Below are 23,275 nucleotides of genomic sequence, written 5' to 3' on the forward strand. Positions count from 1 at the left end.
AATTAATATGTTTCACATAAGGACGGTGTAACCGTTAATTTTGGCTCTTTTAACGAGTTTATGCATGCTGTAGAGCTTGTTCCACTTCCTGTACGATAGATAATGCCACGCTGCGTGCACTCGAGAATGCGCGTTCTGCAAGCTCGCCTTTACCCGTACAGCCGTCTCCGCAGAAGTAGAAAGGAATATTTTCCACGCGAGTAGGCAAAAGTCGGTTGGTCGCAATGTTCTTCACACTGGAAACCATTGCTTTCTTCGAGACACGCTTAACTGCAGTGACATCACGCCAGCCTGGGTAATGCCTGTCGAATAGGGCTTCCATTTGAGAGGTTTTATTGTCCAAATAGGTTTTGCGTTCCTCGTCGTTATCGAACTTATCACTTAGGTAAGCGATACCTTGCAGCAATTGACCACCTTCTGGTACCAGGGTATGATCCGTGGCAGAAACATCGCTGATGAATAGTTTATTATCCATGTCACTGATATAACTAAATGGTCTAGCGACGACACGGCTTAATCCAATGTCATAAACCATAACTTCGGTTGCTGTGTTGGATTCGTATGGTGCTAAGAATGGTTCCCATGCAGAACCTTTGAGTAGTTTTACTACTTGTTGAACCGGCATTGCGAAGATTACTTTATCAAACGCCATTTCACGCGTTTTCGTTTTTAATACAAATTTGCGATCCTCATAACGAAGCCCATCGACACCTTCCTGTAAGGCAATTTCCCATTTCCCGGAAGTGGTCATCTTTTGTTTTAGCTGATTTGTGATAACAGCCCAGCTGCCCAAGACATAGTTAACTGGTTTACTAGACAAGAATAAGTTGTGATAATACTCGCTAATCACAGCACCGGACACGTTGCGAGCATCCTCAGGCGTAATGAAGAAGTTGGAGCAAACCAAATGCTCCCATAGCTCTTTAACATCTTCATCTGCGTTAGATTCGGCAAGATAATCGGCCAAGGTAGCATAATTTTTAATATTGTGAATATTAGCGATAATGGCCGCGATTTCGCCTACAAAGCGAACTTTTTGAATCGTGCTTAGCAGATCTGTTTTGAGGAGGTTAATGGCATCCAGCGGCGCGGTTGTAAGTTGATTATGCTTCGCGTAGACGACTTTGCGCTTATCTACTTGTTTAGAGGAGAAGGATAGCCCAAGTTCTCGCTCCATCGTAGTCAAGGTATGACGATCAATTCCGTAGATGGCGTGCGCGCCGTAGTTGAGCGTGAAGCCAGCTTTCTCATACGTAAATGCGCGCCCTCCTAACTGTGGACTACGCTCAAAAAGAATACCTTCTACGTGTGGATTTTCAGATAAATATGCGGCTGCTGTAAGTCCGGCAAGACCTCCGCCGATAATGGCTACTTTCATTCGCTTTTCCTCCTTGGGGACGGGTTCTACTTGCAACGATGCGTAAGGTTCTTCCGAACGAAGACCTATCCAAAGCCAGGCTAAGTTATTTTTCATCATGGAGAGTAAGTCGGCATCATCTTGATTGCACCATGTGAGAATTGTTCCGGTATACATGCATACAAGCAGTTCAATCTTTTTAGGCTCCGGGAGCCAGTGCATCAAGCTTTCGGTTAAGACTTTCAATTGCTGTAATTCTTCTAATTTCACCGTATCATTTTGTAAAGATAGTGCCTGCAAACTACGAATGAGTCTAGGTGACATTTGAATATTCGACGCTAAGTCTAGAAATAGTCGATTAATATGTCCTTCCAGCGATTGTACCTTCGAAGGAGGCTGTTTCACCCACTCCTGAATCAGATGAGTTTGTTTACTGTATAACGCTGAAATAATGGCATCCTTACTTTTGAAATAATGATAAAAGGTTCCTTTGGAGGTGCTAGTTGCTGCAATGATATCATCGACAGAAACATTTTCGTAGCCTTTCTCCATGAACATCGCTAGGGCGACTTCCATCATCACATCACGCTTTTTGCGAGTCGAGGCTCTCATGAATTGACTCATCCGCTCACTCCATTCAAACGATCCGTTTACACTTATTATATGCAAAAATAGACTAATAGTCTACAAGTGAATTGACCGGTGTCAAATTGGATCCGCGGATTAAATAATCTAAATCATTCTTTCCCGTGTGAGGCTTATCAGTTCGGTATATACTTCACATTAGATCAGCATGAGAGGATGAAAGATTGACTTGAATAAAGCAGATTTAGGATGGCATGTAAGTTTCGAAAAAGCATTTGAACCCTTTCTTAACGAAGAAGGATTTGTCGCAGGCCGCGTCTCCTTAGAACATAAACATATGTATCGCGTTCAGACGGAAGTTGGCGAAGTGCTAGCTGAAGTTTCTGGCAAAATGCGTCACCAAGCCCTACGGCGCGAGGATTATCCTGCGGTAGGGGATTGGGTAGTGATATCACTTCGAGAAAGTGAGCAGCGTGCTGTGATTCATGCCGTGCTTCCTCGTCGAAGTAAGTTTTCCCGCAAAGTGGCTGGTCAAGTCACGGAAGAACAAATTGTAGCAACTAATGTAGATACCGTCTTTCTGGTGAACGCTTTAAATCAAGATTTTAATGTTCGCCGAATTGAGCGCTACTTAGTCCTAGCTTGGGAGAGCGGTGCTAACCCAGTCATCGTATTAAGTAAGTCTGATCTTTGTGCGAACCCAGATGAGTTAGCAGCTGAAGTGGCTGCTGTTGCCATTGGCGTACCGATTCATATTATTAGCTCTGCCGAAAATCGAGGATTAGAGGAACTTGCTGCTTATATGACTCGCGGTCAGACGGTGGCGCTGCTGGGGTCGTCAGGGGTAGGGAAATCAACCTTGGTGAACCGTATTTATGGCAGAGATATTCTAAACACAGGGGATATTCGATCTGGGGATGACAAAGGAAAGCATACGACAACGCACCGCGAGCTGATTCTGCTGCCAGATGGCGGTATTCTAATCGATACCCCAGGGATGAGAGAACTGCAGCTTTGGAGCGCTTCGGAGGGTCTGAATACATCCTTCCAGGATATTGAGGAATTTGCGGAGCAATGCTTCTTTCAAGATTGCAAACACGAGAATGAACCGAAGTGTGCGGTGAAATCCGCGCTAGATTCGGGAGCTTTGTCCGCGGAGCGTTTTCAGAATTATGTGAAATTACAGAAGGAACTGGCTTATTTGGCTCGCAAAGAAGATAAAGGACTTCAAGCAGCGGAGAAAGCAAAATGGAAGAAGATCCATCAATCCCTCAAAAGCCAGCCTCATCGCTAATTCCGAGATTATTTGGATTGGATTTTTTGAACGCTTTCCGATAAACTTATAAGTAAGTAGGATAACAATATCGGAAGGACGAATGGATCAATGAGTGATTGTATTTTTTGTAAAATCATTGCTGGGGATCTTCCCTCTAAGAAAGTCTATGAAGATGATCAAATTCTAGCTTTTCATGATATTCAACCAGCAGCACCAATTCACGTCCTTATCATTCCGAAGAAACACTTTGCTTCTCTATCGGCAGGACAACCGGAAGACTGGGAAGTTGTGGGTCAAATGCAGCGTGTGGCTGCACAGATTGCTAGAGAGTTAGAAGTAGAAGAATCCGGTTATCGTGTGATCACGAACATTGGAGCAAACGCTGGTCAAATCGTTCACCATTTGCATTATCATTTGATGGCGGGAGCTAGATTGGCACCGCTTGGGGTCCATAACTAATCTTTCTAGTAGGAAAGATCAGTTTTGCGATTGACACCCTAATTACTATCACCTATAATGAGATTTGATGAACCGTTTTGTCTTAGATGGTCTGTTCGGAGGGAGGGAAAACTGTTGTCAGAAACTCGAGTTCGTAAGAACGAAACTATAGATGCTGCACTTCGTCGCTTTAAGCGTTCCATCGCTAAGGATGGCGTTCTTGCAGAAGTTAAGAAACGTAAGCATTATGACAAGCCTAGCGTTAAGCGTAAGCTTAAATCAGAGGCTGCTCGTAAAAGAAAGTTCTAGGAGGCAACATGAGCTTAAGCGATCGATTGAACGAAGATATGAAACAAGCGATGAAGAGTCAGGACAAGTTTAAGCTCTCTGTAATTCGAATGGTACGTTCTACGATTAAGAATTCTGAGATTGATCTGAAAAGACCCTTAGACGACAATGAAGTGCTTGATGTTCTAACTCGTGAGATCAAACAGCGTAAGGATTCCCTCCAAGAATTTACCAAGGCAGGTCGTGACGATCTAGCCGACAACCTGAGTGCGGAACTTGTTATTCTAGCTGAGTACATGCCGCAACAGCTTTCTGAGGAAGAAGTGAAAGCCATTGTACAGCAGACCATCCAGCAAATTGGTGCTTCTTCCAAAGCGGATATGGGCAAAGTGATGACGGCATTGATGCCTCAGGTTAAAGGACGCGCTGATGGTAAACTTATCAATCAGTTAGTTCAACAATTATTAGGTTAATACCAAATATGTTTCGTGAAGACCAAGTGGATGATTCCATTTGGTCTTTTTTCTACATAGCTGTGCTTTTCAATATTTCTACTAATTTCCGAAACAGTTCATAAGTTATTACGTACATACCTATTGAGAAGGAAGTTTGAAGGGAAGGAGTGAACGACGATGTTTCTTGATAATCTATCCGCGTTTCTGACTCACCCTGTGACAGGTACTGTATTATTGATGGTTGGGATAATTGGGATTGCCCTTGAACTGCTATTTTTCAGTAGTGGATTGCTGGCTTTGGCGGGGGTTGCTGGATTTGGTTTATATTTCTTAGGTTTTTATTTAGCTGGCTTTGCGAGTTTTGGCGATTTAGCCGTTTTGGGACTAGGTTTGGTTCTGTTGATTTTAGAATTGGTTGTGCCGAGTTTCGGTATTCTAAGTGTTCTAGGGGCAATTTGCCTATTTGGCGGCGTGATAATGGCTTCTTCAGATCCTAAGGAAGCTGGGTTTATGTTAATTATTGCCTTGCTAGTCGCTATTGTGGTAATCATTGCAGCTATTAGGACATTTAAACATCGCGGCGTTTGGAACCGTTTCATACTGAAGGAGCAGCTAACAACAAGCAAGGGCTTTACATCGAGCCCGGATCGATCTAATTTAGTTGGCTTGACCGGTGAGGCAATAACGCCGTTGCGACCTGCAGGTACGGCATTGATTGAAGGAGAACGTGTTGATGTAGTAACGCATGGTAGTTTTATTTCAGTTCATAAAGCAATTATCGTTGTGGAAGTTGAAGGTGTTCGTGTTGTAGTGAAAGAAGTGGATGACCAATTTAATAAGTAGGAGGAAACAAACAAATGACGATTGAACCTGGTTTATATTTGGTGCTGCTTGCAGCGATTATTATTATCGTGCTATCGATTTTGCTCAGTGTTGTTCCTGTCATGCTATGGATTTCCGCATTAGCTTCCGGTGTAAGAATTAGCATCATTACTTTGATTGCAATGAGACTCCGTCGGGTTACACCAAGTCGCATTGTGAATCCGATGATTAAAGCAACGAAAGCGGGTATTGATCTTAGTGTGAATCAATTGGAAAGTCACTACCTAGCAGGTGGTAATGTAGACCGTGTTGTGAACGCATTAATTGCTGCACATCGTGCCAAAATTCATTTGGAGTTTGAGCGCGCGGCAGCCATTGATTTGGCGGGGCGTGATGTGTTGTTAGCTGTTCAAATGAGTGTAAATCCACGCGTAATCGAAACACCGAATGTTTCAGCTGTAGCGAAAAACGGAATTGAGGTAAAGGTTATCGCGAGGGTTACGGTTCGTGCGAATATAGATCGACTCGTAGGCGGAGCTGGTGAAGAAACGATTATTGCTCGGGTCGGAGAGGGGATCGTAACAACCGTAGGTTCCAGCGAATCTCATAAAGATGTATTAGAAAATCCAGATATGATCTCTCGCACCGTCTTAGGCAAGGGCTTGGATGCTGGAACAGCCTTTGAAATTCTGTCGATTGATATTGCGGATGTCGATGTTGGTAAAAATATTGGCGCACATCTCCAAACAGAGCAAGCCGAAGCGGACAAACGAATTGCACAAGCGAAAGCTGAGGAACGCCGCGCAATGGCCGTTGCAGCTGAGCAGGAAATGAAAGCGCGTGTCGTTGAAATGCGTGCTAAGGTTGTTGAATCAGAGTCACAAGTCCCTCTTGCCATGGCTGAAGCGCTGCGAAATGGTCAATTAGGCGTCATGGATTATATGAATCTCAAAAATATTGAATCTGATACTCAAATGCGTTCCTCTTTAGGTAAAATAAACGATGGAAAAACTGAAAAAGAATAGGTATTGCGAGGTGATCAATTGGAGCAGCTTATCGAATTCTTGTTCAAGAACTGGTATTTGGTCATTATAGCGTTAACCTTCTTCTATCAAATACAAAGCAAGCGCAAGCGAGTTGAGCAGAACGCGTCAAGAAAAGGCATGCCGACTTTTGGGGATGGCCCTGGCGACGTTAGAAGGCCTGCAGAAGCGAAGGCGGTACAACCAAGTCAGAAGGTTCCTTCTGGTTCTTCGGAACGCGCACAAGACGAATTTAATCAGTCTGGTCTTGGTAAATCTAGTAAAGCTACTGCAACGCCTCAGAAGCAGAAGCCTTCACCTTTCACGACGCAAGCAGCGAAAAGTGGAGCGACAGTGAGTTCGCCTATTTATGCAGATGAGATCTCATCGGCTAGGCAATTTCCAGATCATCCGAATCGGGAGCAGGTTCTACAAGGTGTAGTTTGGGCAGAGATCTTAGGCCCGCCACGTGCCAAAAAGCCACATGGTAGATGATTAAATGTAAGCAGCACCCTTTTGCAAATGCGAAAGGGTGTTTTTTTTGTCCATTCAAAGAGGACAGCACAGTCGTTTATTCTGCATAAAAGCGGCTTCTGTCGCATAATTTGGTAGAAAGTCTATGCGCCTTTTCTGCATTCTCGATCTTCTAGTTAGAGGGGGTACTGCCCAGCTATGCGTCGCTTGACCCGCAAATGGAACCAGTTCACGGCCAAGATCCTTGATCTTCCCCAAGATGTTGTACAGGATTTGCCGCGAATCACGATGATCGGCAACGTACAGCTTTATGTTGAGAATCACCGGGGCGTACTGCATTTTTCCAGTGAAATTTTGAAGCTGGAGTTAGCGAAAGGAACGCTGGAAGTATGCGGCCAACAATTGGTCATTAGAGCGATTCTTTCAGAAGAGGTATTCATTGAAGGCATCATCGATCATGTGAAATATATGCCTTAATGTAGTGGTAGTGCGAATGAGAACTGGAGGTTGAGTCATGAAACAATCCCTATTCATTGCCCGTTTGCGTGGCTATGTACGCATTCAAATAAGAGGCAAGGACTGCGAAAGGTTGATTCGTCCCATGCTGGAGGGGGACTTCTCCATATGGGATATTCAAGCTGGAAAAGATGGGAAGCTGGAGCTGTACATCCTGATCAAGGATTTCTTCCGACTTCGGCCGCTTTTGAAACGGACAGGCTGCAGAATGCATGTGGTAGAGCGGTTTGGGCTGCCATTTTTTATGGATAAAATTGGACGAAGGAAAGTGTTGTTTGGCGGCATAGCTGCTTTCATCATTAGTCTCTACGTGCTCACATCATTGGTGTGGCAAGTGACAGTGGATGGTAATGACCGTATTGCATCATCTGACATTTTGCAGGCCGCAGCCAAGCAAGGTATACATAAGTTTCAGTGGAAATTTAGGTTGGACAAGACCGAGAATCTCTCTCGTGCTATTCAGCAGCAGTTGCCTAGTGCGGCGTGGGTTGGCGTCGAAATTCGAGGGACGCACATCACAATAAAGGTTGTTGAAGCAACAATCCCTTCAAAAGATATTTTGAAAAATCCGCGGAATATCGTAGCGTCCAAAAGCGCACTCGTAACGGAAATACAATCGGTAAAAGGTAAGCCGATGGTTAAACCGAATACCTATGTTCGCAAAGGGGCTGTTTTGATCTCAGGTACCATTGGCGACGAGCAAAATAGTCAAACAGTGGTCGCAGATGGTAAGATAAGAGGAGTGGTTTGGTATACCTCCCGAATCGAAGCTCCGCTTACGAAACAATATAAAGTCTTCACGGGTGAAACAGAACATCGAAGTTATCTCGTAGTAGGCTCAAGAGCGTTGCAGCTTACAGGTTATGGAAAGACGGAATTCGAACAATTCGAAACCTTGCCTGAACGTAAAACACTAGCTTGGCGCTCGTTTTCTATTCCTCTAGGTTGGCTGCATGAAAAGATTATGGAGGTAAATGTTGTTGAAGAGCCGGTGGAAGCGGCGAATGCGAAAAAAGTGGGTATCGAGCAAGCAAGAGCCAAATTGTTAGGGGCTGCAGGCGAGGATGCAAGGATCGTCGGAGAAAAAATTTTGCATGAAAAAACAGAGAATGGTAAAATTTATATAGACGTTCATTTTGAGGTCGAAGAGAATATTGCGGAAGAACAACCAATTGTGACACAAGGAGAATGAGGCCCTGTTGATAGAAAATGCGCAATCTGTAAAAATTACATTGAAAAATCCTACTGAAGGACTAGCTTTGTTTGGTCCGCAGGATAAATTCTTACATGTCATCGAACGGGAAATTGAAGCTCAAATCTTTACGCGCGAAGCCGAAATAACTATTCAAGGCAGGGCTGCGGAAGTGAACTCACTTCAGCAGCTCTTTGAAGTTCTATTGCAGTTGATCCGCAATAATTACACGGTTACTGAACGAGATGTGCTCTATGCTGTGGAGTTAGCGAAGCAAATGAAGGCAGAGCAATTGTTGGATTTATTCAAAGGTGAAATTACAACCACACATAAAGGAAAGCCGATTCGTGTCAAAACGATTGGGCAGAAGAAGTATGTAGACACGATTAAGAAGAAAGATATTGTCTTTGGGATTGGTCCAGCAGGAACAGGTAAGACGTATTTAGCCGTTGTTCTTGCAGTTACCCGATTGAAAGAAGGGGCTGTGAAACGCATTGTCCTCACACGTCCAGCTGTCGAAGCAGGAGAAAGTTTAGGCTTTCTGCCGGGGGACTTACAGGAAAAAGTTGACCCGTATTTACGCCCATTGTATGATGCTCTTAACGACGTCCTGGGGCCTGAGCAAGTTGCGAAGTCACTAGAGCGCGGACTCATCGAAATCGCTCCTTTAGCCTATATGAGAGGGCGTACGTTGGATGATTCATTTATCATTCTGGATGAGGCACAGAACACGACGCCAGAGCAAATGAAGATGTTCCTAACGAGGCTTGGTTTCGGTTCCAAAATGGTCATTACAGGTGATGTGACACAGATTGATTTGCCTAGAGGAAAGTCTTCAGGTTTGGTTGAAGCTTCACGCATTCTGAGTGGTATTGAAGAACTAGGCTTTATTCATTTTGATGAAGGTGACGTTGTACGTCATTCACTTGTTCAGAAAATCATTGTTGCCTATAATGCTGAAATGAATAAGTAACGAGGCTAGTTGGATAGATAGAGAGGAATGACCTCCGTAATGAAAAATGAAGTGCAAATGAAAGGCAAATTTCATTACCGGCTGAATGGTTGGAAATACAATACAGGTTTAAGGGTACTTATCTTTCTTATATTGGGATTGCTTTTCTATATCTCCCTCTATTCGAAATTAGTACCTCAGGTTTTTGATATTACATTAGGCATGAAGAGTGAAAAGACGATTTATGCCCCTGAGCAGATTGAGAATGCTGTCGCAACGGAGCAAGCCAAAGAAGATGCAGCCAAACGAGTTCAGCCTGTATATCAGATTCTAAATTTCAAAAATGAAGTCATTAGTGATGCTATTTTTGATAAATTATCTCAGATTAATGCAGATGAAGAAGTGAAGTTTGATGATAAGGTTAGCATCTACCGAAGAGTCATTCCACAGCTTATTAGTGATTTAACGAACGATGCCATTAAAACACTGCGGAATAGCGGGCAATATAACGATTCGTTATTGGAACAAATACAGCAAGGGATTAGCGATCAGAAATATCCCTTGCCGGAAGAGATTTACTTCAAGCTGCCGCGGTTAACTAAGGAAGACATTGCAGACATGCGTCCTGTAACCAGAGAGATCGTCATGAAATTGATGAATGACCAAATTCTTGATGCCCAGACGGCGAGGGCCAAGGTAGCTGAAGTTGTGAATACATCAACCTTGGCGAAGAATACGTCGCGGGAATTGGTTACCGAGATCGCTAGAGCGCTCATCACCCCGAATAAATTCTTTGATCAAAAAGGGACAGATGATGCCAAGGGACAAGCTCGGGGCAACATGAAACCTGTCTACATTAACAAGAATGATGTGCTAGTGAAGGCTGGAGACGTCATTACGGAAGAAATATATTCGAGATTGGATAAACTCAAGCTGCTCAAAGATAAAGCCAATCATTTGCCACAATTTGGTCTTGGGATTCTTTGTGCACTCTTGTCATTTGTGATCTTTATATTTGTCAGACAAAGTAACCTACAAGTCAAATACAATAATTCACAACTGGTCATGCTTGTTCTCATCTTTGTGATGAACATCGCTGGTATGAAAATCATTTCACTGCTCCAGAATTTTGATTATCCATTTATCGGGTATCTGGCTCCGACAGCACTTGGCAGCATCTTGATCGCTATATTGCTGGATGCTCCGCTTGCTTTTATTTCATCTGTTTTATTCTCGATAATTGCCAGTATTATTTTTAATGCAGAGCACGATGCGTTATTCGATTTTCGGTTTGGATTAGTTAGCTTAGTTATTTGTTTTAGCGGTGTGTTTACAATTCAGCGTGCAAGTCAACGTGCAACGATTTTGAAAGCGGGTTTAATGATCGCTTTTTTCTCCATGTTAACGATCACTGCGATGCTGTTGATGGAAGACCATTTTCAACAACGAGAAGCACTGATGTCCTTGTCTTTCGCTACGGCAGGGGGACTTGTAACGGTTGTTTTCGTCATCGGGTTGTTGCCGTTTTTTGAAGCTTCTTTCGGAATCTTGTCTCCCCTTAAGTTGGTAGAGCTATCAAATCCGAATCATCCACTGCTCCGCAAGCTGTTAACGGAAACACCAGGTACGTATCATCACAGTGTGATGGTAGGTAACCTTTCCGAAGCGGCAGCTGAATCCATTGGTGCAGACGGACTATTGTGCCGGGTAGGTTCGTATTATCATGATATTGGCAAAACCAAGCGGCCTAGTTATTTTATTGAAAATCAAACGAATATCGAGAATCCGCATGATCGAATAGATCCGAATCTTAGCAAGTCCATTATTATTGCGCATCCGCGCGATGGCGTTGAGATGTTGAAGGATTATAAAATGCCTAAACCGATCCGCGATATCGCTGAACAGCATCATGGGACAACACTGCTGCACTTTTTCTATCATAAGGCAAAGAAGCAAGGGGAAGAAGAGAATAGTGAGAAAGTGATACGTGAAGAAGACTTCCGTTATCCTGGTCCTAAAGCACAATCGAAAGAAGCGGCTATTGTAGGGATTGCAGATAGTGTAGAGGCAGCGGTACGTTCATTGCGTAACCCTACTCTCGAACAAATCGATTCCATGGTAACCAAAATAATTAAATCACGCTTGGACGATGGTCAATTCAACGAATGTGATCTCACATTGAAGGAACTTGATAAGATTGCTAAAACACTGAATGAAACCTTGTTAGGCATCTTCCATTCACGCATTGAATATCCAAGTGAATTAACCCCAAAGAAGCCAGGAGCATAAAGAAGGAGGGCTTATCCCTATGGCAAGTGTAGATTTAACATTAGCATGGAGCAGTGAGCAGGAAGAGAAAGAAATCTCTCCTGTGTTCATCGAAAAGCTTGAGGAGCTTCTCAAACTTGCAGGTGAGATCGAAGGCGTAACAGAAGGCGAGGTTGCCCTCACGTTTGTAGATGACGAGACGATTCAAGATTTGAACAAGCAGTACCGCAATTTAGACAAGCCTACAGACGTTCTATCCTTTGCAATGAGTGAATTTGGGGATGACGAGATTCAAATTAACTATGAAGATGATGGTGACGACACGGATGACGGAGAGCTTGAAGAAGGTGAAACCATTTCAGAAGCGTTCATTGAGCCACTTGGGGATATTATTATTTCCGTGCCACGTGCGATTGCACAAGCGGAAGAATATGGTCATTCCGTTGAACGTGAGTTAGGTTTCTTATTTGTCCATGGCTTCTTGCATCTAATTGGATATGATCACCAGAGTGAAGAAGAAGAGAAAGTGATGTTCGCTAAACAGGAGGACATTTTGCAGAAGGCAGGCTTGACACGCTAATGTCGGGCGGCTTCCGTAAATGGCGCAAAAGCTTTCGGTATGCCTATGAAGGAATCAAATATGCACTAGATACGCAGCGAAATATGAAGTTTCATTTTTTCGTTGCGTTTCTTGTGTTATTAGCAGCTCTTTTCATTCATTTATCCAAAACCGATATTTTGTTTATTTTGTTGGCTGTCACTCTCATGATTGTCACAGAATTAATTAATACGGCTGTCGAGAAAACGGTAGATCTAGCTATGCCGGACCGCCACCCGTTAGCCAAAATTGCGAAGGACGTCGCCGCGGCGTCCGTATTGGTGTCTGCGATGTTTGCAATCGTTGTCGGCCTAGTTGTTTTCTATGAGCCAATCGATCAATTGTTACGACATGCCAGACTCCAAGAATCACCGATGTCAGCGGGTTCGATATGGATTTTGATTGCATTAGTCATGCTTACAGTTGTCGTGATCGAAACTAGGTTTTCGGACAAAGGGAAACTAGTTAGACCCAGCTTATTAACAGCTATCGCTTTTGCGATTGCGACTGTCATATTGGTATTAGTCACCGAAACGATCGCCGCGTTACTTGGGTACACGCTGTCTATTATTATTCTTATTGTCTTATATGATAAGAAAACAAGGCCTTTCCCAGCACTCTTTTTGGGGGCAATGATTGGGATTGTGGTGACGCTCCTCGCTTTTTCCTGCTTAAACATGCTATAACTTAACTATTACTAATTACTAAATAAAAGGGTGGATGGCTATGAATCCGCAAGAACTCATTGAATTCGCTAAGGAAGCGATGAAGCGAGCCTATACGCCTTATTCCAACTTTCAGGTCGGTGCCGCGTTATTGGATGCCAATGGAGACGTGCATTTAGGGTGTAATGTCGAAAATGCTGCCTATGGACCGACAAACTGTGCCGAGCGAACTGCGTTATTCCGTGCAATTGCAGATGGGCATCCGAGGGGATCCTTTCAAGCGATCGCGGTAACTGGAGATACGGAAGGGCCGATTTCGCCATGTGGCGTATGTCGACAAGTATTAATTGAATTGTGCGAACCGGAAATGCCTGTTTATTTGAGTAATCTCAAAGGAGCTTTCGTTCAAACGACGGTGGCTGCCTTATTGCCAGGCGCTTTTACAACGAAAGATTTGCACACAAATGGAGGATAAGTAGAAGTGGCCAAAAAAGAATTTAAATCAGGTTTTGTCGCGATTATCGGACGCCCGAATGTCGGGAAATCAACATTAATGAACCAAATTATCGGACAAAAGATTGCAATCATGTCGGATAAGCCTCAAACCACTAGAAATAAGATCCATGGTGTGTATACATCGGATAATGGTCAAATTGTATTTCTAGACACACCAGGGATTCATAAGCCGACATCCAAATTGGGTGATTATATGAGTAAAGTTGCTCATGGAACACTCGGTGAAGTCGATGCTGTATTATTCTTAGTCGATGTAGCTGATGGTATTGGCGGGGGAGACCGTTATATTATTGAGCAACTGAAGCATATTGAAACACCAGTTATTCTCGTGCTAAATAAAATTGATCTTGTCCAACCGGAAGCGCTGCTTGCCATTATTACGAATTACAAAGACCTGTACAATTTCGCTGAAATCGTACCTGTATCTGCGTTAAAAGGGAACAATGTAACGACGCTGCTCGAGCAAATTATTCGCTATTTGCCGGAAGGACCACAATACTACCCTGCGGATCAAATTACAGATCACCCGGAGCAATTCGTTTGCGCGGAGCTTGTGCGTGAGAAAATTTTGCATATGACAAGGGAAGAGATTCCGCACTCAATTGCCGTTCAGATTGAAGATATGCGTGTTGAACCGAATGGGATCGTTCATATCTCCGCGGTCATTTTCGTGGAGCGCGAGTCGCAAAAAGGAATCGTCATCGGTAAACAAGGTGCATTGTTGAAGGAAATTGGGCGACAAGCCCGTCGAGATATTGAAACGCTACTAGGCTCCAAAACCTTCTTAGAATTATGGGTAAAAGTCAAGAAGGACTGGAGAAATCAAGACAGAGTCCTACGTGATCTTGGTTTCCGTCACGAGTAATTTTTTCCTAAGAGTACCAGTTTTTACATCGCATACAGAGGCGCCCAATGCACATCCTATGAACATCACGTTCGATGGGGAGGATGCTGAACATGAAAGATTTTTCGTGGACGTATTTTTCAAAGACCGGTGATGTGGACGCCTATCTGCTGTACAAACAAGTAACGGGAGAACCAGGTATGGATTCAGAAGTGCAAGAAGAAGATCAAAGTAACGAAGAGCCGCTTGATGGTCTGAATATGTGACAGCAAGATTTCATATATTCAGAGCGGCATTCATGGGGGAAGCTATTTGCTGCATAGCGTTCAAGGTATTGTCATTCGTAGCATGGACTACGGAGAAGGCAACAAAATTATTCGTTTATTCACCCCTGAGCTGGGGAAAGTCGGAGTTATGGCTCGCGGTGCGAAGAAACTGAAAAGCAAACATGGCGCCGTTACGCAGCTTTTTACGTACGGCGATTTTGTTTTTTTCAAACAACGAGGTCAGATGGGATCTCTTAACGGGGCCGAAATTATTGAGGCTCATCATGCGCTGCGTGAAGACTTACATAAATCGGCCTATGCTTCTTATTTAGCAGAGATGACTGATCGCATGCTGGGTGATGAAGAAGGTAATAACTACATATTCGAACAACTCAAGGCTGGATTAATGGCAATTGAAGAAAATAAGGACATGCAAATTGTCACCCATCTATATGAAATGAAAATGTTTGACTTAGCTGGTTATTTACCCATAACAGATGCCTGTGTAGCCTGTGGTGAAACAGCTGGAATTACGACATTCGGTCCGAATATGGGCGGTACGTTATGTAGTCGTTGTCGTTTTAAAGATGCCTCTGCGATTCCTATAGGTGAAGGAGCACATAAGCTATTAAGACTTTTTCCGAGAATGGATATGCGCAGACTAGGCTCCATTCAAGTGAAAGAAGAGACGAAAGAGCAGCTTAAGAAATGCATGCGTGCTTACATGGACGTTCATATCGGTGTACAGTGGAAATCACGAGGCTTTATTGAGCAAATGGAGAAATACAATATTTAATGAATTTGGGATTCAATTGACTTGTGTTTCTCCCTTTGATATGATGTGGTGGAAAACACCTCGCCCTTGTGCTGTCCGCATATCGGTGAGGTTTTTCTCATGCTGTCGTTCTGTTCTGATGTTCTTTACATACAAATGCTAGTGTAGGGTCTGTCCCTGCTGAAAGGGGTTAGAAAAATGGAACATCCGCAACCTACTCGTGTTTATGTTGTTTCGGATTCTGTCGGTGAAACAGGAGAATCTGTCGTTCGGGCAGCTGCTATGCAATTTCATCCAGTGCCTGTTGAAATAGTACGTGCTCCGTTTATTCACGATTTCGAGGGTATTGATAAAGTAATTAATGGGATACGAACGCATGGGGGAATCGTTGTATTTACGCTAGTTATCCCTGAGCTCCGGGATGATTTAATATCGAAAGCGAAACAATATGATATTCCGTATATCGATTTGCTTGGACCCGTTGTAACGACGCTAGGAAAGGCATTGCGGCAAGAACCGCGTAGACAGCCTGGGATGATTCATCCACTGGATGAAGACTACTTCAAGAAGGTGGAAGCCGTTGAATTTGCAGTTAAATATGATGATGGTCGAGATTTTAGCGGCATTCAAAAAGCCGATATCATTCTATTAGGTGTATCACGTACGTCTAAGACACCGTTATCTATGTATTTAGCGCACAAAAGATTGAAAGTGGCGAATGTGCCACTAGTACCGGAAATGCAGCCGCCTGCCGCTATTTATACGGTGCCCAAGGATAAGATTATTGGGCTGCGTATTGACCCTGATAAATTAAATGTGATTCGTCAGGAACGGCTACGTACACTTGGACTTGCAGAAAATGCAACCTACGCGAATGTAGAACGTATTAAAATAGAACTGGATTTTGCTGATAAAATTATGAGTAAAATCGGGTGTGTCATCTTTGATGTATCTAATCGTGCTGTTGAAGAAACAGCCAGTTTAATTATGGATCACATTGAACATATCTAGTAAGCTTTTATGTTCTGGCTTGCAGGATTTTTTGCAAGTCCATCGTATATAATAGTACGGTGAGATTTCTTCTGAAGGCAGGGGCTGACACTTGAGTGCAAGAAGTATTATCGTTGATGCCGATGCTTGTCCTGTAAAGTCTGAAATTGAACAGGCAGGTAGACAGTTTGGCGTACAAGTTGTTCTAGTTGCTTCATTCGATCATAAGATGAAGGAAAATCCAGGCGTGAAGGTAGTTCAAGTAGATCGTTCCGATCAATCTGTCGATTTATATATTGCCAATCAGATTCGGTCAGGTGATATTCTAGTAACACAAGACTTTGGACTCGCCGCGTTAGGTCTAGCGAAGGGTTCGATTTGTTTGACGAATCGGGGGCAGGAATATACCGATAGTTCGATTGATTATCTGTTGGAACGCCGCCATGCTTCCGCCAAAATGCGAAGAAATGGTAAGCATACGAAAGGGCCAAAACCCTTTACAGAGACGGATCGCAAAAATTTTCTACACGGTTTGACAAATCTTTTGAAAAATTTGCAGGAAATCGAAAACAAGTAGCGAATAGTAATTAGTCGGAAAAGCGACCTGAATTGTAGGTGGATTGAAATGAAGTACGGACGCATACCTGAAGAGGTCATTGAGGCTGTACTGAAGCGCCATGATATCGTTGATGTCATCGGCAGGCACGTACATTTAAGCAAACAAGGGCATTATATGAAGGGACTTTGTCCTTTCCACTCGGAGAAAAGTCCTTCGTTTACGGTTACACCAGAGAAACAGATTTATCGATGCTTTGGTTGCCAGGCAGGCGGAAACTTAATTCGTTTCATTATGGAAATTGAGGGCTTAAGCTTTGCTGAAGCGATCACGAAGCTTGCAGAAGACGCTGATATCCCAATAACTTGGGAAGAGGTATCTGACGAGCAGAATGAGCAGCAGCAAGAAAAAGCGACCCTATTGAAGGCTTATGAATTTGCAGCCAAATTCTATCATTATGTCGTGGGTAATACCGATCAAGGTAAAGCGGCAAAAGGCTATCTGACCTCTAGAGGAATCTCTGATAAGCTGATTGATACGTTCCAGATTGGTTATGCACCATTAATGTGGGACACGCTCGTTCAGCAATTGGACAAACGTGGATTTGATTTAGCTTTAATGGAAAAAGGCGGTTTGATTTCCGCCAAACATGAAGGTCATGGCTACGTGGACAAATTCCGTGAACGTATCATGTTCCCTATTTGCGACTCTACGGGCAAGGTCATCGCATTTGCTGGCAGAGCCATGGGGGATGCGCAACCCAAATATTTAAATAGTCCCGAATCCATCCTTTTTAATAAAAGCAGGACTTTGTACAATCTCCACCTTTCTCGGCCGAATATGCGTAAGCTGCAACAAGCCGTTATTTTCGAAGGGTATGTGGATTTGATCAAAGCGTGGGAAGCGGGCATTACCAATGGTGTTGCAACGATGGGCACAGCATTAACCAAAGAGCATGCAGCCTTACTGAACCGCAACGCGGATGAAATCGTCATTTGCTATGATGGCGATAATGCAGGACAATCTGCTGCTTACAAGAGCATTCCATTATTGGAAGACGCCGGAAGCAGAGTGACAGTTGCCATGCTGCCAGACGGCAAAGACCCCGATGATTATGTACGTCAATATGGGTTCGACCGATTCGCAAGGGAGATCATTGGAGCTTCAGTGCCATCGATGAAATATAAGCTCTTATATATCCGCAAAAATTTTAAATTGCATGAGGACGGTGACAGAGTACGTTATCTGCAATCCGCTGTAAAATTAGTAAGCCAGTTGAAATCAACTGTTGAACGCGAACATTATCTCAAACAGCTAGCTTCAGAGTTTCCGGATTCTTCCTATGAAGCCATGAAGTTAGATCTCCATGAAATCTTATTGCAATCGGAAAAAAACCGACCAGATGGGGATAATAAACCAATTCTGTGGAATAATGTTATGAATAATGGGAGACCAGCGGAACGAACAAAGAAAAAAACGTCGTCATTACTGCCTGCATATCATAATGCGGAACGTTTAATTTTGGCCGTAATGATGCATGATCGTGATGTTTGCGCGCACGTTGAAACACAATTGGGTGACCAGTTTAATGTTGAAGCTCACGCAGTCTTAGCTGCTTATTTATATGCTTACTACGCTCAGTATTTAGAGCCCGATGCAAGCCGATACATTGCCATGCTGCAAGACGAACAGCTGGAGAGCTTGGCTAGCTCCATCGTCATGATGGGAGCAGGCCATGGATTAAACGAACAAGTGATTGACGACTATATTCGCCAAATTCGCAAAGTTCCAATGCAAGAAGAAGTTGACCGCAAGAAAGAAGAACAAGCTCGCGCAGTACGCGAGGGAGACCATCTTAGAGCTGCACAAATTGCAATTGAAATTATTGCCCTAGAAAAACGGTTGAAGTCATCATAGCTAAACTGACATGACTAGGGAGGAGGGAGTCCGTACCATGGCGAATGATCAGCGTACAGAACTAGAGACAGAATTGACCCTGGACCAGGTGAAAGACCAACTTATAGAGCAGGGGAAGAAACGGTCCTCACTAACTTACAAGGATATCATGGAGAAATTAGCTCCCTTCGATCAGGATCCGGAGCAAATCGATGAGTTCTTTGAACAACTTTCCGAGCAAGGTATTGATGTGGGGAATGAATCGGATGAAGATTCGATGAATCCAGAAGAAAACGAGCGCGATGAATTTAACTTCGATGATGATCTGGCTTTGCCGCCGGGGATTAAAATTAATGATCCAGTTCGGATGTATTTGAAAGAAATTGGTCGTGTACCGCTTCTTTCTGCGGAAGACGAAGTGGGGCTGGCTAAACGTATTGAAAATGGGGATGAAGAAGCGAAGCGACGTTTGGCTGAAGCTAACCTTCGACTCGTTGTAAGTATCGCCAAACGTTATGTAGGCCGCGGCATGCTGTTCCTTGATTTGATTCAAGAAGGTAATATGGGTCTTATTAAGGCTGTGGAGAAGTTCGACCATACCAAAGGCTACAAATTCAGTACCTATGCGACCTGGTGGATTCGTCAAGCGATTACTCGCGCCATTGCCGATCAAGCGAGAACGATACGGATTCCGGTACATATGGTTGAAACGATTAACAAATTAATTCGTGTTTCTCGTCAATTGCTGCAAGAATTGGGGCGCGAACCTACGCCAGAAGAAATTGCTAAAGAGATGGACTTAAGCACAGATAAAGTTCGTGAAATCATGAAAATTGCACAAGAGCCTGTTTCTTTAGAAACACCGATCGGTGAAGAAGATGATTCACACTTAGGGGATTTTATCGAGGATCAAGAGGCGCTCGCGCCAGCGGATGCAGCTGCTTACGAGCTTCTGAAAGAACAGCTTGAAGACGTGCTGGATACGTTAACTGAGAGAGAAGAGAATGTACTTCGCTTGCGTTTCGGACTTGATGATGGACGTACAAGAACATTAGAAGAAGTTGGTAAAGTATTCGGCGTTACAAGGGAACGGATTCGTCAGATTGAAGCAAAAGCTTTGCGCAAATTAAGACATCCAAGCCGTAGTAAACGTTTGAAGGACTTTTTGGAATAAAATCGCTAGGAGTGGGCCCTGCCAAATTCGGCGGGGTTCTTTTTTTGCGGTTTTCCTTAAAATTTACTAATATCTGAGCATTGAATCACCGATAAAGTAGCTAGGAAGGTGAGCGAGTAGATGGATGCTGAGAGAAGAAAAGTGATAGTAAGAGAAATCGATCACTGGCGACGGAGCAAATTGCTTCCCGAGCATTATTGTGATTTTCTAATGAATTTGTATGTGGATGATATGACCCCTAAACCGGCTTCACTAATGGGTGTTTCGGCTACGGCTGTAACAAACAGTAATTGGAAAATATGGTTGTTCGCATTAGCGGTAATTGCCGCTCTTGCCTTATCTGCTCTTAATTTTAACTCTTTTGGATTGCCAATGCAAATTGGTATTTCCACACTTTTTGTCATCATTTGTTATGCAGTCGCATATAGACATTGGAGTCGTACGCCTATCATTGCTTATGTCTTGTGCGGCATAGCATCCATTGCTATGCTACTTTTGGGATTATATATGATGGATTTGTCGGGTATTCAGAAGTCAACTACATATATAGGATATTTGGCATTTTGCAGCTGTATTTGGTTATTTAATGGCTTGATTGGCCGAATGGCCATTTTCCAAATTTGTGGATGGCTAGGGCTTGTAGGGACGTATAGCTGGTTGTTGATGCAGAAGTTAGAACATCCTGCTTGGTTTTCTCTTGAGTTAAGCTGGGTACCTGTGAGTGTTGTTCTCATATGGATGGCTTGGCTTGCACATCATACGAATAAACAAGCGGCTGGCGTGCTCATGCTAGTAGGAGGCTTGGTTTGGTTCATTCCTGAGGCTATGACCTTCCTTGTAGATGTAGAAATGAGCTCGCGTCTCATTCAAATATCATTTACGGCCAAATTAGTTTCAGTAGGCGTAGCATTATTTTTGCTGCGAAAAAAATGGGTAGAGTGGGTAATGTAGCATATGGTTAAATTATCGAAAAGACTTCAAATGATTGCTGATCGCGTACCCATGGGTTCGAAAGTAGCCGACATCGGTTCAGATCATGCTTTGTTGCCAACCTATTTGGCACAGCAGGGGATTATTGCAGCCGCGGTTGCAGGGGAAGTAAACCCTGGACCTTTCGAGGCAGCACAAAGGCAAGTGCTAGAATGTGGTTTATCTAAGGTCATTCAAGTAAGATCTGGTGATGGGCTTGCGGTAATTGAAGCAGGTGAAGTGAATGTTATAACGATCGCTGGTATGGGCGGTAGCTTAATGGCGAGCATTTTGGAGGCTGGTAAATCGAAGCTTCTAGGTGTTCAGCATTTGATTTTACAGCCGAATGTAGGAGAAGATCATGTGCGCCGTTGGCTGCTCTACAATGGTTGGAAGTTGGAATCTGAGGCTATTCTTGAAGAAGATGGCAAAATCTATGAGATATTAACGGCGGTGACTGCTGATTCAGAGGAGCGCGGAGCTTTAGATGCGCTTTATGAGGAGCGACAACTTCCTGGTGGAGTTACCCTCTCGAAGGAACGCTTGCAACAAATGGGCCCTTATTTGATTAAAGAGGCTCCTGAGGTTTGGTTTATGAAGTGGGAGAGTGAGCTGAAGAAGCTAGCGATGATCGTAGACCAACTGAAGCTATCTACGGCTGAAGCATCCATTGCGAAGGCAGAGCAGGTTAGCCAAGAGATGCGTGAAATAAAGGAGGTACTCGCTTGCTTGCAAAAGGTCAAACCGTAATCCAACTGTTCGAACAGTTAGCGCCTAAGCATTATGCGATGGCCGATGATAAGATTGGCCTGCAGCTGGGTTCACTTCAGAAAGAGATCACGAAAGTGCTCGTTGCTCTTGATGTGACGGATGCTGTTGTTGATGAGGCGATTGAAGTCGGGGCGAACCTTCTTATCGCACATCATGCGATTATTTTCAGACCTTTGGCTCATCTTCAGACAGAAACACCAGCAGGTCGGTTATATGAAAAATTAATTAAGAATGATATTGCTGTATATATTGCCCACACGAACCTCGATGTGGCAGAAGGCGGCGTTAATGATCTGCTGTCGGAGCAACTAGGCTTAACGGAGATGACGCACTTGGAAGATGTGCATACGGAGAAGCTGCAGAAGCTTGTCGTCTTCGTACCGGAGACGCATCATCAAGTCGTGCTGGATGCCCTATTTAAGGCAGGAGCTGGCGGTATTGGCCAATATAGCTCCTGCAGCTTCAACATCCCCGGGACGGGGACGTTCCTGCCGCAGGAAGGGGCGACTCCGTTTATCGGGGAAGTCGGGAAGCTAGAACGCGTACAAGAAGTACGCGTAGAGACGATCGTAACCGCTAGCGTGCAGCGCAAAGCGGTTACGGCGATGCTGAAGGCCCACCCCTACGAGGAGGTGGCCTATGACCTCTACCCGATGGATCTGAAGGGTAGAGTGTTCGGTTTGGGCCGCGTGGGGAAGCTGCCCGCGGCGATGACGCTTCGCGAGCTCACGGAGCACGCGAAGGCTGTGTTCGACGTGCCGACGGTGCGCGTCGTCGGCGATCTGGCACGGCCCATCCGCAAGGTGGCCGTGTTGGGTGGCTCTGGCGGCCGCTACATGCGGCACGCCATGTTTGCCGGCGCCGATGTGCTGGTCACCGGCGACATCGACTACCACACCGCGCACGATGCGCTTGCGGCGGGACTCGCCCTCCTCGACGTTGGGCATAACGTCGAGAAGATCATGAAGCGCGGCGTTGCGGATTATCTCGCCGCGCAGCTGGCCAAGACAGATACGCAGGTGCTTGCATCTGCGGTTAACACAGAACCGTTTCAGTTCGTCTAAGCAAGCTCCGGTTGCTTTTGGAAAGTAAGGAAACGTTTCATGTGTTGTAATTCGAAGGCATTCCTAGTATACTAGCCTATGCAATGGAAAGTTTGACAGACAATCGCTGGCTATGGGTAAGCCATAGCGAGAGGAAAGTCCGGGCTTCATAAGGCAGGGTGCTGGATAACGTCCAGTCAACGCGAGTTGAAGGATAGGGCCACAGAAATGGACCGCCGATGGCTTGAAATATAGCACAGGCAAGGGTGGAACCGTGGTGTAAGAGACCACGAGGTTCTATGGTGACATAGATCCTGGTAAACCCCACTTGGAGCAAGACCTAGTGGAACGCAAGCTGCTTTCGAGGCGGCAGTCTTCGCCTGAGACGCGTTCGGGTTGGTCGCTTGAGCTGTGCAGCAATGTACAGCCTAGATAGATGATTGTCGCTTCAATAGTGGCAGGGGAGCAGACGCCCGTTATGACCACTGGAAGTACAGAACCCGGCTTACGGCAAACTTTCCACTCAGTCGGTTACCCGCAAAGCTTCGGCTTTGCGGGTATTTCATT

Annotated in this window: 25 protein-coding genes and 1 other RNA gene; 25 read left to right on the forward strand and 1 reads right to left on the reverse strand. The window is 44.4% G+C overall.

From position 1 onward, the window contains the following. Nucleotides 1–58: 58 nt before the first annotated feature. Nucleotides 59–1,981, reverse strand: coding sequence for an FAD-dependent oxidoreductase (locus tag ASG89_RS28170; RefSeq protein ID WP_057314573.1), 1,923 nt, complete (start codon nt 1,979–1,981; stop codon nt 59–61). A 190-nt stretch (nt 1,982–2,171) separates the two neighbouring features. On the opposite strand from ASG89_RS28170, the gene rsgA reads away from it, so the two are divergent. The 25 genes from rsgA (at nt 2,172) to rnpB (ending at nt 23,231) form a co-directional block, all read left to right on the forward strand. Beyond that, nucleotides 2,172–3,236, forward strand: a complete 1,065-nt coding sequence (rsgA, locus tag ASG89_RS28175; protein ID WP_057314575.1) for a ribosome small subunit-dependent GTPase A — start codon at nt 2,172–2,174, stop codon at nt 3,234–3,236. 90 nt (nt 3,237–3,326) lie between these two features. After that, complete coding sequence (locus tag ASG89_RS28180; protein ID WP_057314577.1) at nt 3,327–3,677, forward strand: histidine triad nucleotide-binding protein; 351 nt, start codon at nt 3,327–3,329, stop codon at nt 3,675–3,677. A gap of 114 nt (nt 3,678–3,791) precedes the next feature. Then, on the forward strand, nt 3,792–3,965 hold the full coding sequence (rpsU, locus tag ASG89_RS28185) for a 30S ribosomal protein S21 (protein WP_028558020.1): 174 nt from the start codon (nt 3,792–3,794) through the stop codon (nt 3,963–3,965). 8 nt (nt 3,966–3,973) lie between these two features. After that, complete coding sequence (locus tag ASG89_RS28190) at nt 3,974–4,417, forward strand: GatB/YqeY domain-containing protein (protein ID WP_057314579.1); 444 nt, start codon at nt 3,974–3,976, stop codon at nt 4,415–4,417. A gap of 159 nt (nt 4,418–4,576) precedes the next feature. Continuing rightward, on the forward strand, nt 4,577–5,242 hold the full coding sequence (locus ASG89_RS28195) for an NfeD family protein (protein ID WP_057314581.1): 666 nt from the start codon (nt 4,577–4,579) through the stop codon (nt 5,240–5,242). A 14-nt stretch (nt 5,243–5,256) separates the two neighbouring features. Continuing rightward, nucleotides 5,257–6,246, forward strand: coding sequence for a flotillin-like protein FloA (gene floA / locus ASG89_RS28200; protein ID WP_321166537.1), 990 nt, complete (start codon nt 5,257–5,259; stop codon nt 6,244–6,246). A gap of 3 nt (nt 6,247–6,249) precedes the next feature. Then, nucleotides 6,250–6,738 (forward strand): hypothetical protein, encoded by a 489-nt coding sequence (locus ASG89_RS28205; protein ID WP_157276846.1) that lies wholly within the window; start codon nt 6,250–6,252, stop codon nt 6,736–6,738. A 177-nt stretch (nt 6,739–6,915) separates the two neighbouring features. Continuing rightward, a complete protein-coding gene (yqfC, locus tag ASG89_RS28210) occupies nt 6,916–7,194 on the forward strand; it encodes a sporulation protein YqfC (RefSeq protein ID WP_056609736.1) in 279 nt (92 codons plus the stop codon). 37 nt (nt 7,195–7,231) lie between these two features. Further along, on the forward strand, nt 7,232–8,425 hold the full coding sequence (gene yqfD, locus ASG89_RS28215; protein WP_057314584.1) for a sporulation protein YqfD: 1,194 nt from the start codon (nt 7,232–7,234) through the stop codon (nt 8,423–8,425). 7 nt (nt 8,426–8,432) lie between these two features. Further along, on the forward strand, nt 8,433–9,398 hold the full coding sequence (locus tag ASG89_RS28220; protein WP_057314586.1) for a PhoH family protein: 966 nt from the start codon (nt 8,433–8,435) through the stop codon (nt 9,396–9,398). Nucleotides 9,399–9,437: 39 nt separating this feature from the next. Next, the gene (locus ASG89_RS28225) at nt 9,438–11,666 is read left to right on the forward strand and encodes an HD family phosphohydrolase (RefSeq protein WP_057314588.1); all 2,229 of its coding nucleotides are present in this window, start codon (nt 9,438–9,440) and stop codon (nt 11,664–11,666) included. A gap of 19 nt (nt 11,667–11,685) precedes the next feature. Then, on the forward strand, nt 11,686–12,225 hold the full coding sequence (gene ybeY / locus ASG89_RS28230) for an rRNA maturation RNase YbeY (RefSeq protein WP_057314590.1): 540 nt from the start codon (nt 11,686–11,688) through the stop codon (nt 12,223–12,225). Continuing rightward, nucleotides 12,225–12,929 carry a diacylglycerol kinase gene (locus tag ASG89_RS28235; protein ID WP_057314593.1) on the forward strand — a complete coding sequence of 235 codons (705 nt, stop codon included), beginning with the start codon at nt 12,225–12,227 and terminating at the stop codon, nt 12,927–12,929. Before ybeY ends, ASG89_RS28235 begins: the two co-directional genes overlap by 1 nt. A gap of 40 nt (nt 12,930–12,969) precedes the next feature. Next, nucleotides 12,970–13,383, forward strand: a complete 414-nt coding sequence (gene cdd, locus ASG89_RS28240) for a cytidine deaminase (RefSeq protein WP_057314594.1) — start codon at nt 12,970–12,972, stop codon at nt 13,381–13,383. A gap of 6 nt (nt 13,384–13,389) precedes the next feature. After that, nucleotides 13,390–14,289 (forward strand): GTPase Era, encoded by a 900-nt coding sequence (era, locus tag ASG89_RS28245; RefSeq protein WP_056609724.1) that lies wholly within the window; start codon nt 13,390–13,392, stop codon nt 14,287–14,289. A gap of 92 nt (nt 14,290–14,381) precedes the next feature. Further along, the gene (locus ASG89_RS35890; protein ID WP_082593664.1) at nt 14,382–14,534 is read left to right on the forward strand and encodes a YqzL family protein; all 153 of its coding nucleotides are present in this window, start codon (nt 14,382–14,384) and stop codon (nt 14,532–14,534) included. Between the two features lie 46 nt (nt 14,535–14,580). After that, the gene (recO, locus tag ASG89_RS28250; protein WP_057314596.1) at nt 14,581–15,330 is read left to right on the forward strand and encodes a DNA repair protein RecO; all 750 of its coding nucleotides are present in this window, start codon (nt 14,581–14,583) and stop codon (nt 15,328–15,330) included. A 177-nt stretch (nt 15,331–15,507) separates the two neighbouring features. Next, the gene (locus ASG89_RS28255) at nt 15,508–16,320 is read left to right on the forward strand and encodes a pyruvate, water dikinase regulatory protein (protein ID WP_057314597.1); all 813 of its coding nucleotides are present in this window, start codon (nt 15,508–15,510) and stop codon (nt 16,318–16,320) included. A 91-nt stretch (nt 16,321–16,411) separates the two neighbouring features. Then, nucleotides 16,412–16,876: a YaiI/YqxD family protein gene (locus tag ASG89_RS28260; RefSeq protein ID WP_082593666.1), complete on the forward strand. Its 465-nt coding sequence runs from the start codon at nt 16,412–16,414 to the stop codon at nt 16,874–16,876. Nucleotides 16,877–16,924: 48 nt separating this feature from the next. Further along, nucleotides 16,925–18,772 carry a DNA primase gene (gene dnaG / locus ASG89_RS28265; protein WP_057314599.1) on the forward strand — a complete coding sequence of 616 codons (1,848 nt, stop codon included), beginning with the start codon at nt 16,925–16,927 and terminating at the stop codon, nt 18,770–18,772. A 37-nt stretch (nt 18,773–18,809) separates the two neighbouring features. Then, a complete protein-coding gene (gene rpoD, locus ASG89_RS28270; RefSeq protein ID WP_028558036.1) occupies nt 18,810–19,925 on the forward strand; it encodes an RNA polymerase sigma factor RpoD in 1,116 nt (371 codons plus the stop codon). Nucleotides 19,926–20,135: 210 nt separating this feature from the next. Continuing rightward, entirely contained in the window at nt 20,136–20,876 is a 741-nt protein-coding gene (locus ASG89_RS28275; protein WP_235549963.1) for a hypothetical protein, read from the forward strand. A 3-nt stretch (nt 20,877–20,879) separates the two neighbouring features. Then, nucleotides 20,880–21,644 carry a tRNA (adenine(22)-N(1))-methyltransferase gene (locus tag ASG89_RS28280; protein ID WP_057314603.1) on the forward strand — a complete coding sequence of 255 codons (765 nt, stop codon included), beginning with the start codon at nt 20,880–20,882 and terminating at the stop codon, nt 21,642–21,644. After that, a complete protein-coding gene (locus ASG89_RS28285) occupies nt 21,620–22,729 on the forward strand; it encodes a Nif3-like dinuclear metal center hexameric protein (RefSeq protein WP_057314605.1) in 1,110 nt (369 codons plus the stop codon). The genes ASG89_RS28280 and ASG89_RS28285 overlap by 25 nt, the downstream gene beginning before the upstream one ends. An 87-nt stretch (nt 22,730–22,816) precedes the next feature. After that, an RNA gene (gene rnpB, locus ASG89_RS29165) (RNase P RNA component class A) lies at nt 22,817–23,231 on the forward strand. The last annotated feature ends 44 nt before the right edge of the window (nt 23,232–23,275 follow it).

Source organism: Paenibacillus sp. Soil766 (assembly GCF_001428105.1).
GTDB lineage: Bacteria > Bacillota > Bacilli > Paenibacillales > NBRC-103111 > Paenibacillus_E.

What these genes read in the sequence shown, in the direction of transcription:
- ASG89_RS28170 (WP_057314573.1), bottom strand. Translation starts at nt 1,981, where the DNA reads ATGAGTCAATTCATGAGAGCCTCGACTCGCAAAAAGCGTGATGTGATG.
- ASG89_RS28180 (WP_057314577.1), top strand. Translation starts at nt 3,327, where the DNA reads ATGAGTGATTGTATTTTTTGTAAAATCATTGCTGGGGATCTTCCCTCT.
- ASG89_RS28190 (WP_057314579.1), top strand. Translation starts at nt 3,974, where the DNA reads ATGAGCTTAAGCGATCGATTGAACGAAGATATGAAACAAGCGATGAAG.
- ASG89_RS28195 (WP_057314581.1), top strand. Translation starts at nt 4,577, where the DNA reads ATGTTTCTTGATAATCTATCCGCGTTTCTGACTCACCCTGTGACAGGT.
- floA (WP_321166537.1), top strand. Translation starts at nt 5,257, where the DNA reads ATGACGATTGAACCTGGTTTATATTTGGTGCTGCTTGCAGCGATTATT.
- yqfC (WP_056609736.1), top strand. Translation starts at nt 6,916, where the DNA reads ATGCGTCGCTTGACCCGCAAATGGAACCAGTTCACGGCCAAGATCCTT.
- yqfD (WP_057314584.1), top strand. Translation starts at nt 7,232, where the DNA reads ATGAAACAATCCCTATTCATTGCCCGTTTGCGTGGCTATGTACGCATT.
- ASG89_RS28225 (WP_057314588.1), top strand. Translation starts at nt 9,438, where the DNA reads ATGAAAAATGAAGTGCAAATGAAAGGCAAATTTCATTACCGGCTGAAT.
- ybeY (WP_057314590.1), top strand. Translation starts at nt 11,686, where the DNA reads ATGGCAAGTGTAGATTTAACATTAGCATGGAGCAGTGAGCAGGAAGAG.
- ASG89_RS28235 (WP_057314593.1), top strand. Translation starts at nt 12,225, where the DNA reads ATGTCGGGCGGCTTCCGTAAATGGCGCAAAAGCTTTCGGTATGCCTAT.
- cdd (WP_057314594.1), top strand. Translation starts at nt 12,970, where the DNA reads ATGAATCCGCAAGAACTCATTGAATTCGCTAAGGAAGCGATGAAGCGA.
- ASG89_RS35890 (WP_082593664.1), top strand. Translation starts at nt 14,382, where the DNA reads ATGAAAGATTTTTCGTGGACGTATTTTTCAAAGACCGGTGATGTGGAC.
- ASG89_RS28255 (WP_057314597.1), top strand. Translation starts at nt 15,508, where the DNA reads ATGGAACATCCGCAACCTACTCGTGTTTATGTTGTTTCGGATTCTGTC.
- dnaG (WP_057314599.1), top strand. Translation starts at nt 16,925, where the DNA reads ATGAAGTACGGACGCATACCTGAAGAGGTCATTGAGGCTGTACTGAAG.
- rpoD (WP_028558036.1), top strand. Translation starts at nt 18,810, where the DNA reads ATGGCGAATGATCAGCGTACAGAACTAGAGACAGAATTGACCCTGGAC.
- ASG89_RS28275 (WP_235549963.1), top strand. Translation starts at nt 20,136, where the DNA reads ATGAATTTGTATGTGGATGATATGACCCCTAAACCGGCTTCACTAATG.
- ASG89_RS28280 (WP_057314603.1), top strand. Translation starts at nt 20,880, where the DNA reads ATGGTTAAATTATCGAAAAGACTTCAAATGATTGCTGATCGCGTACCC.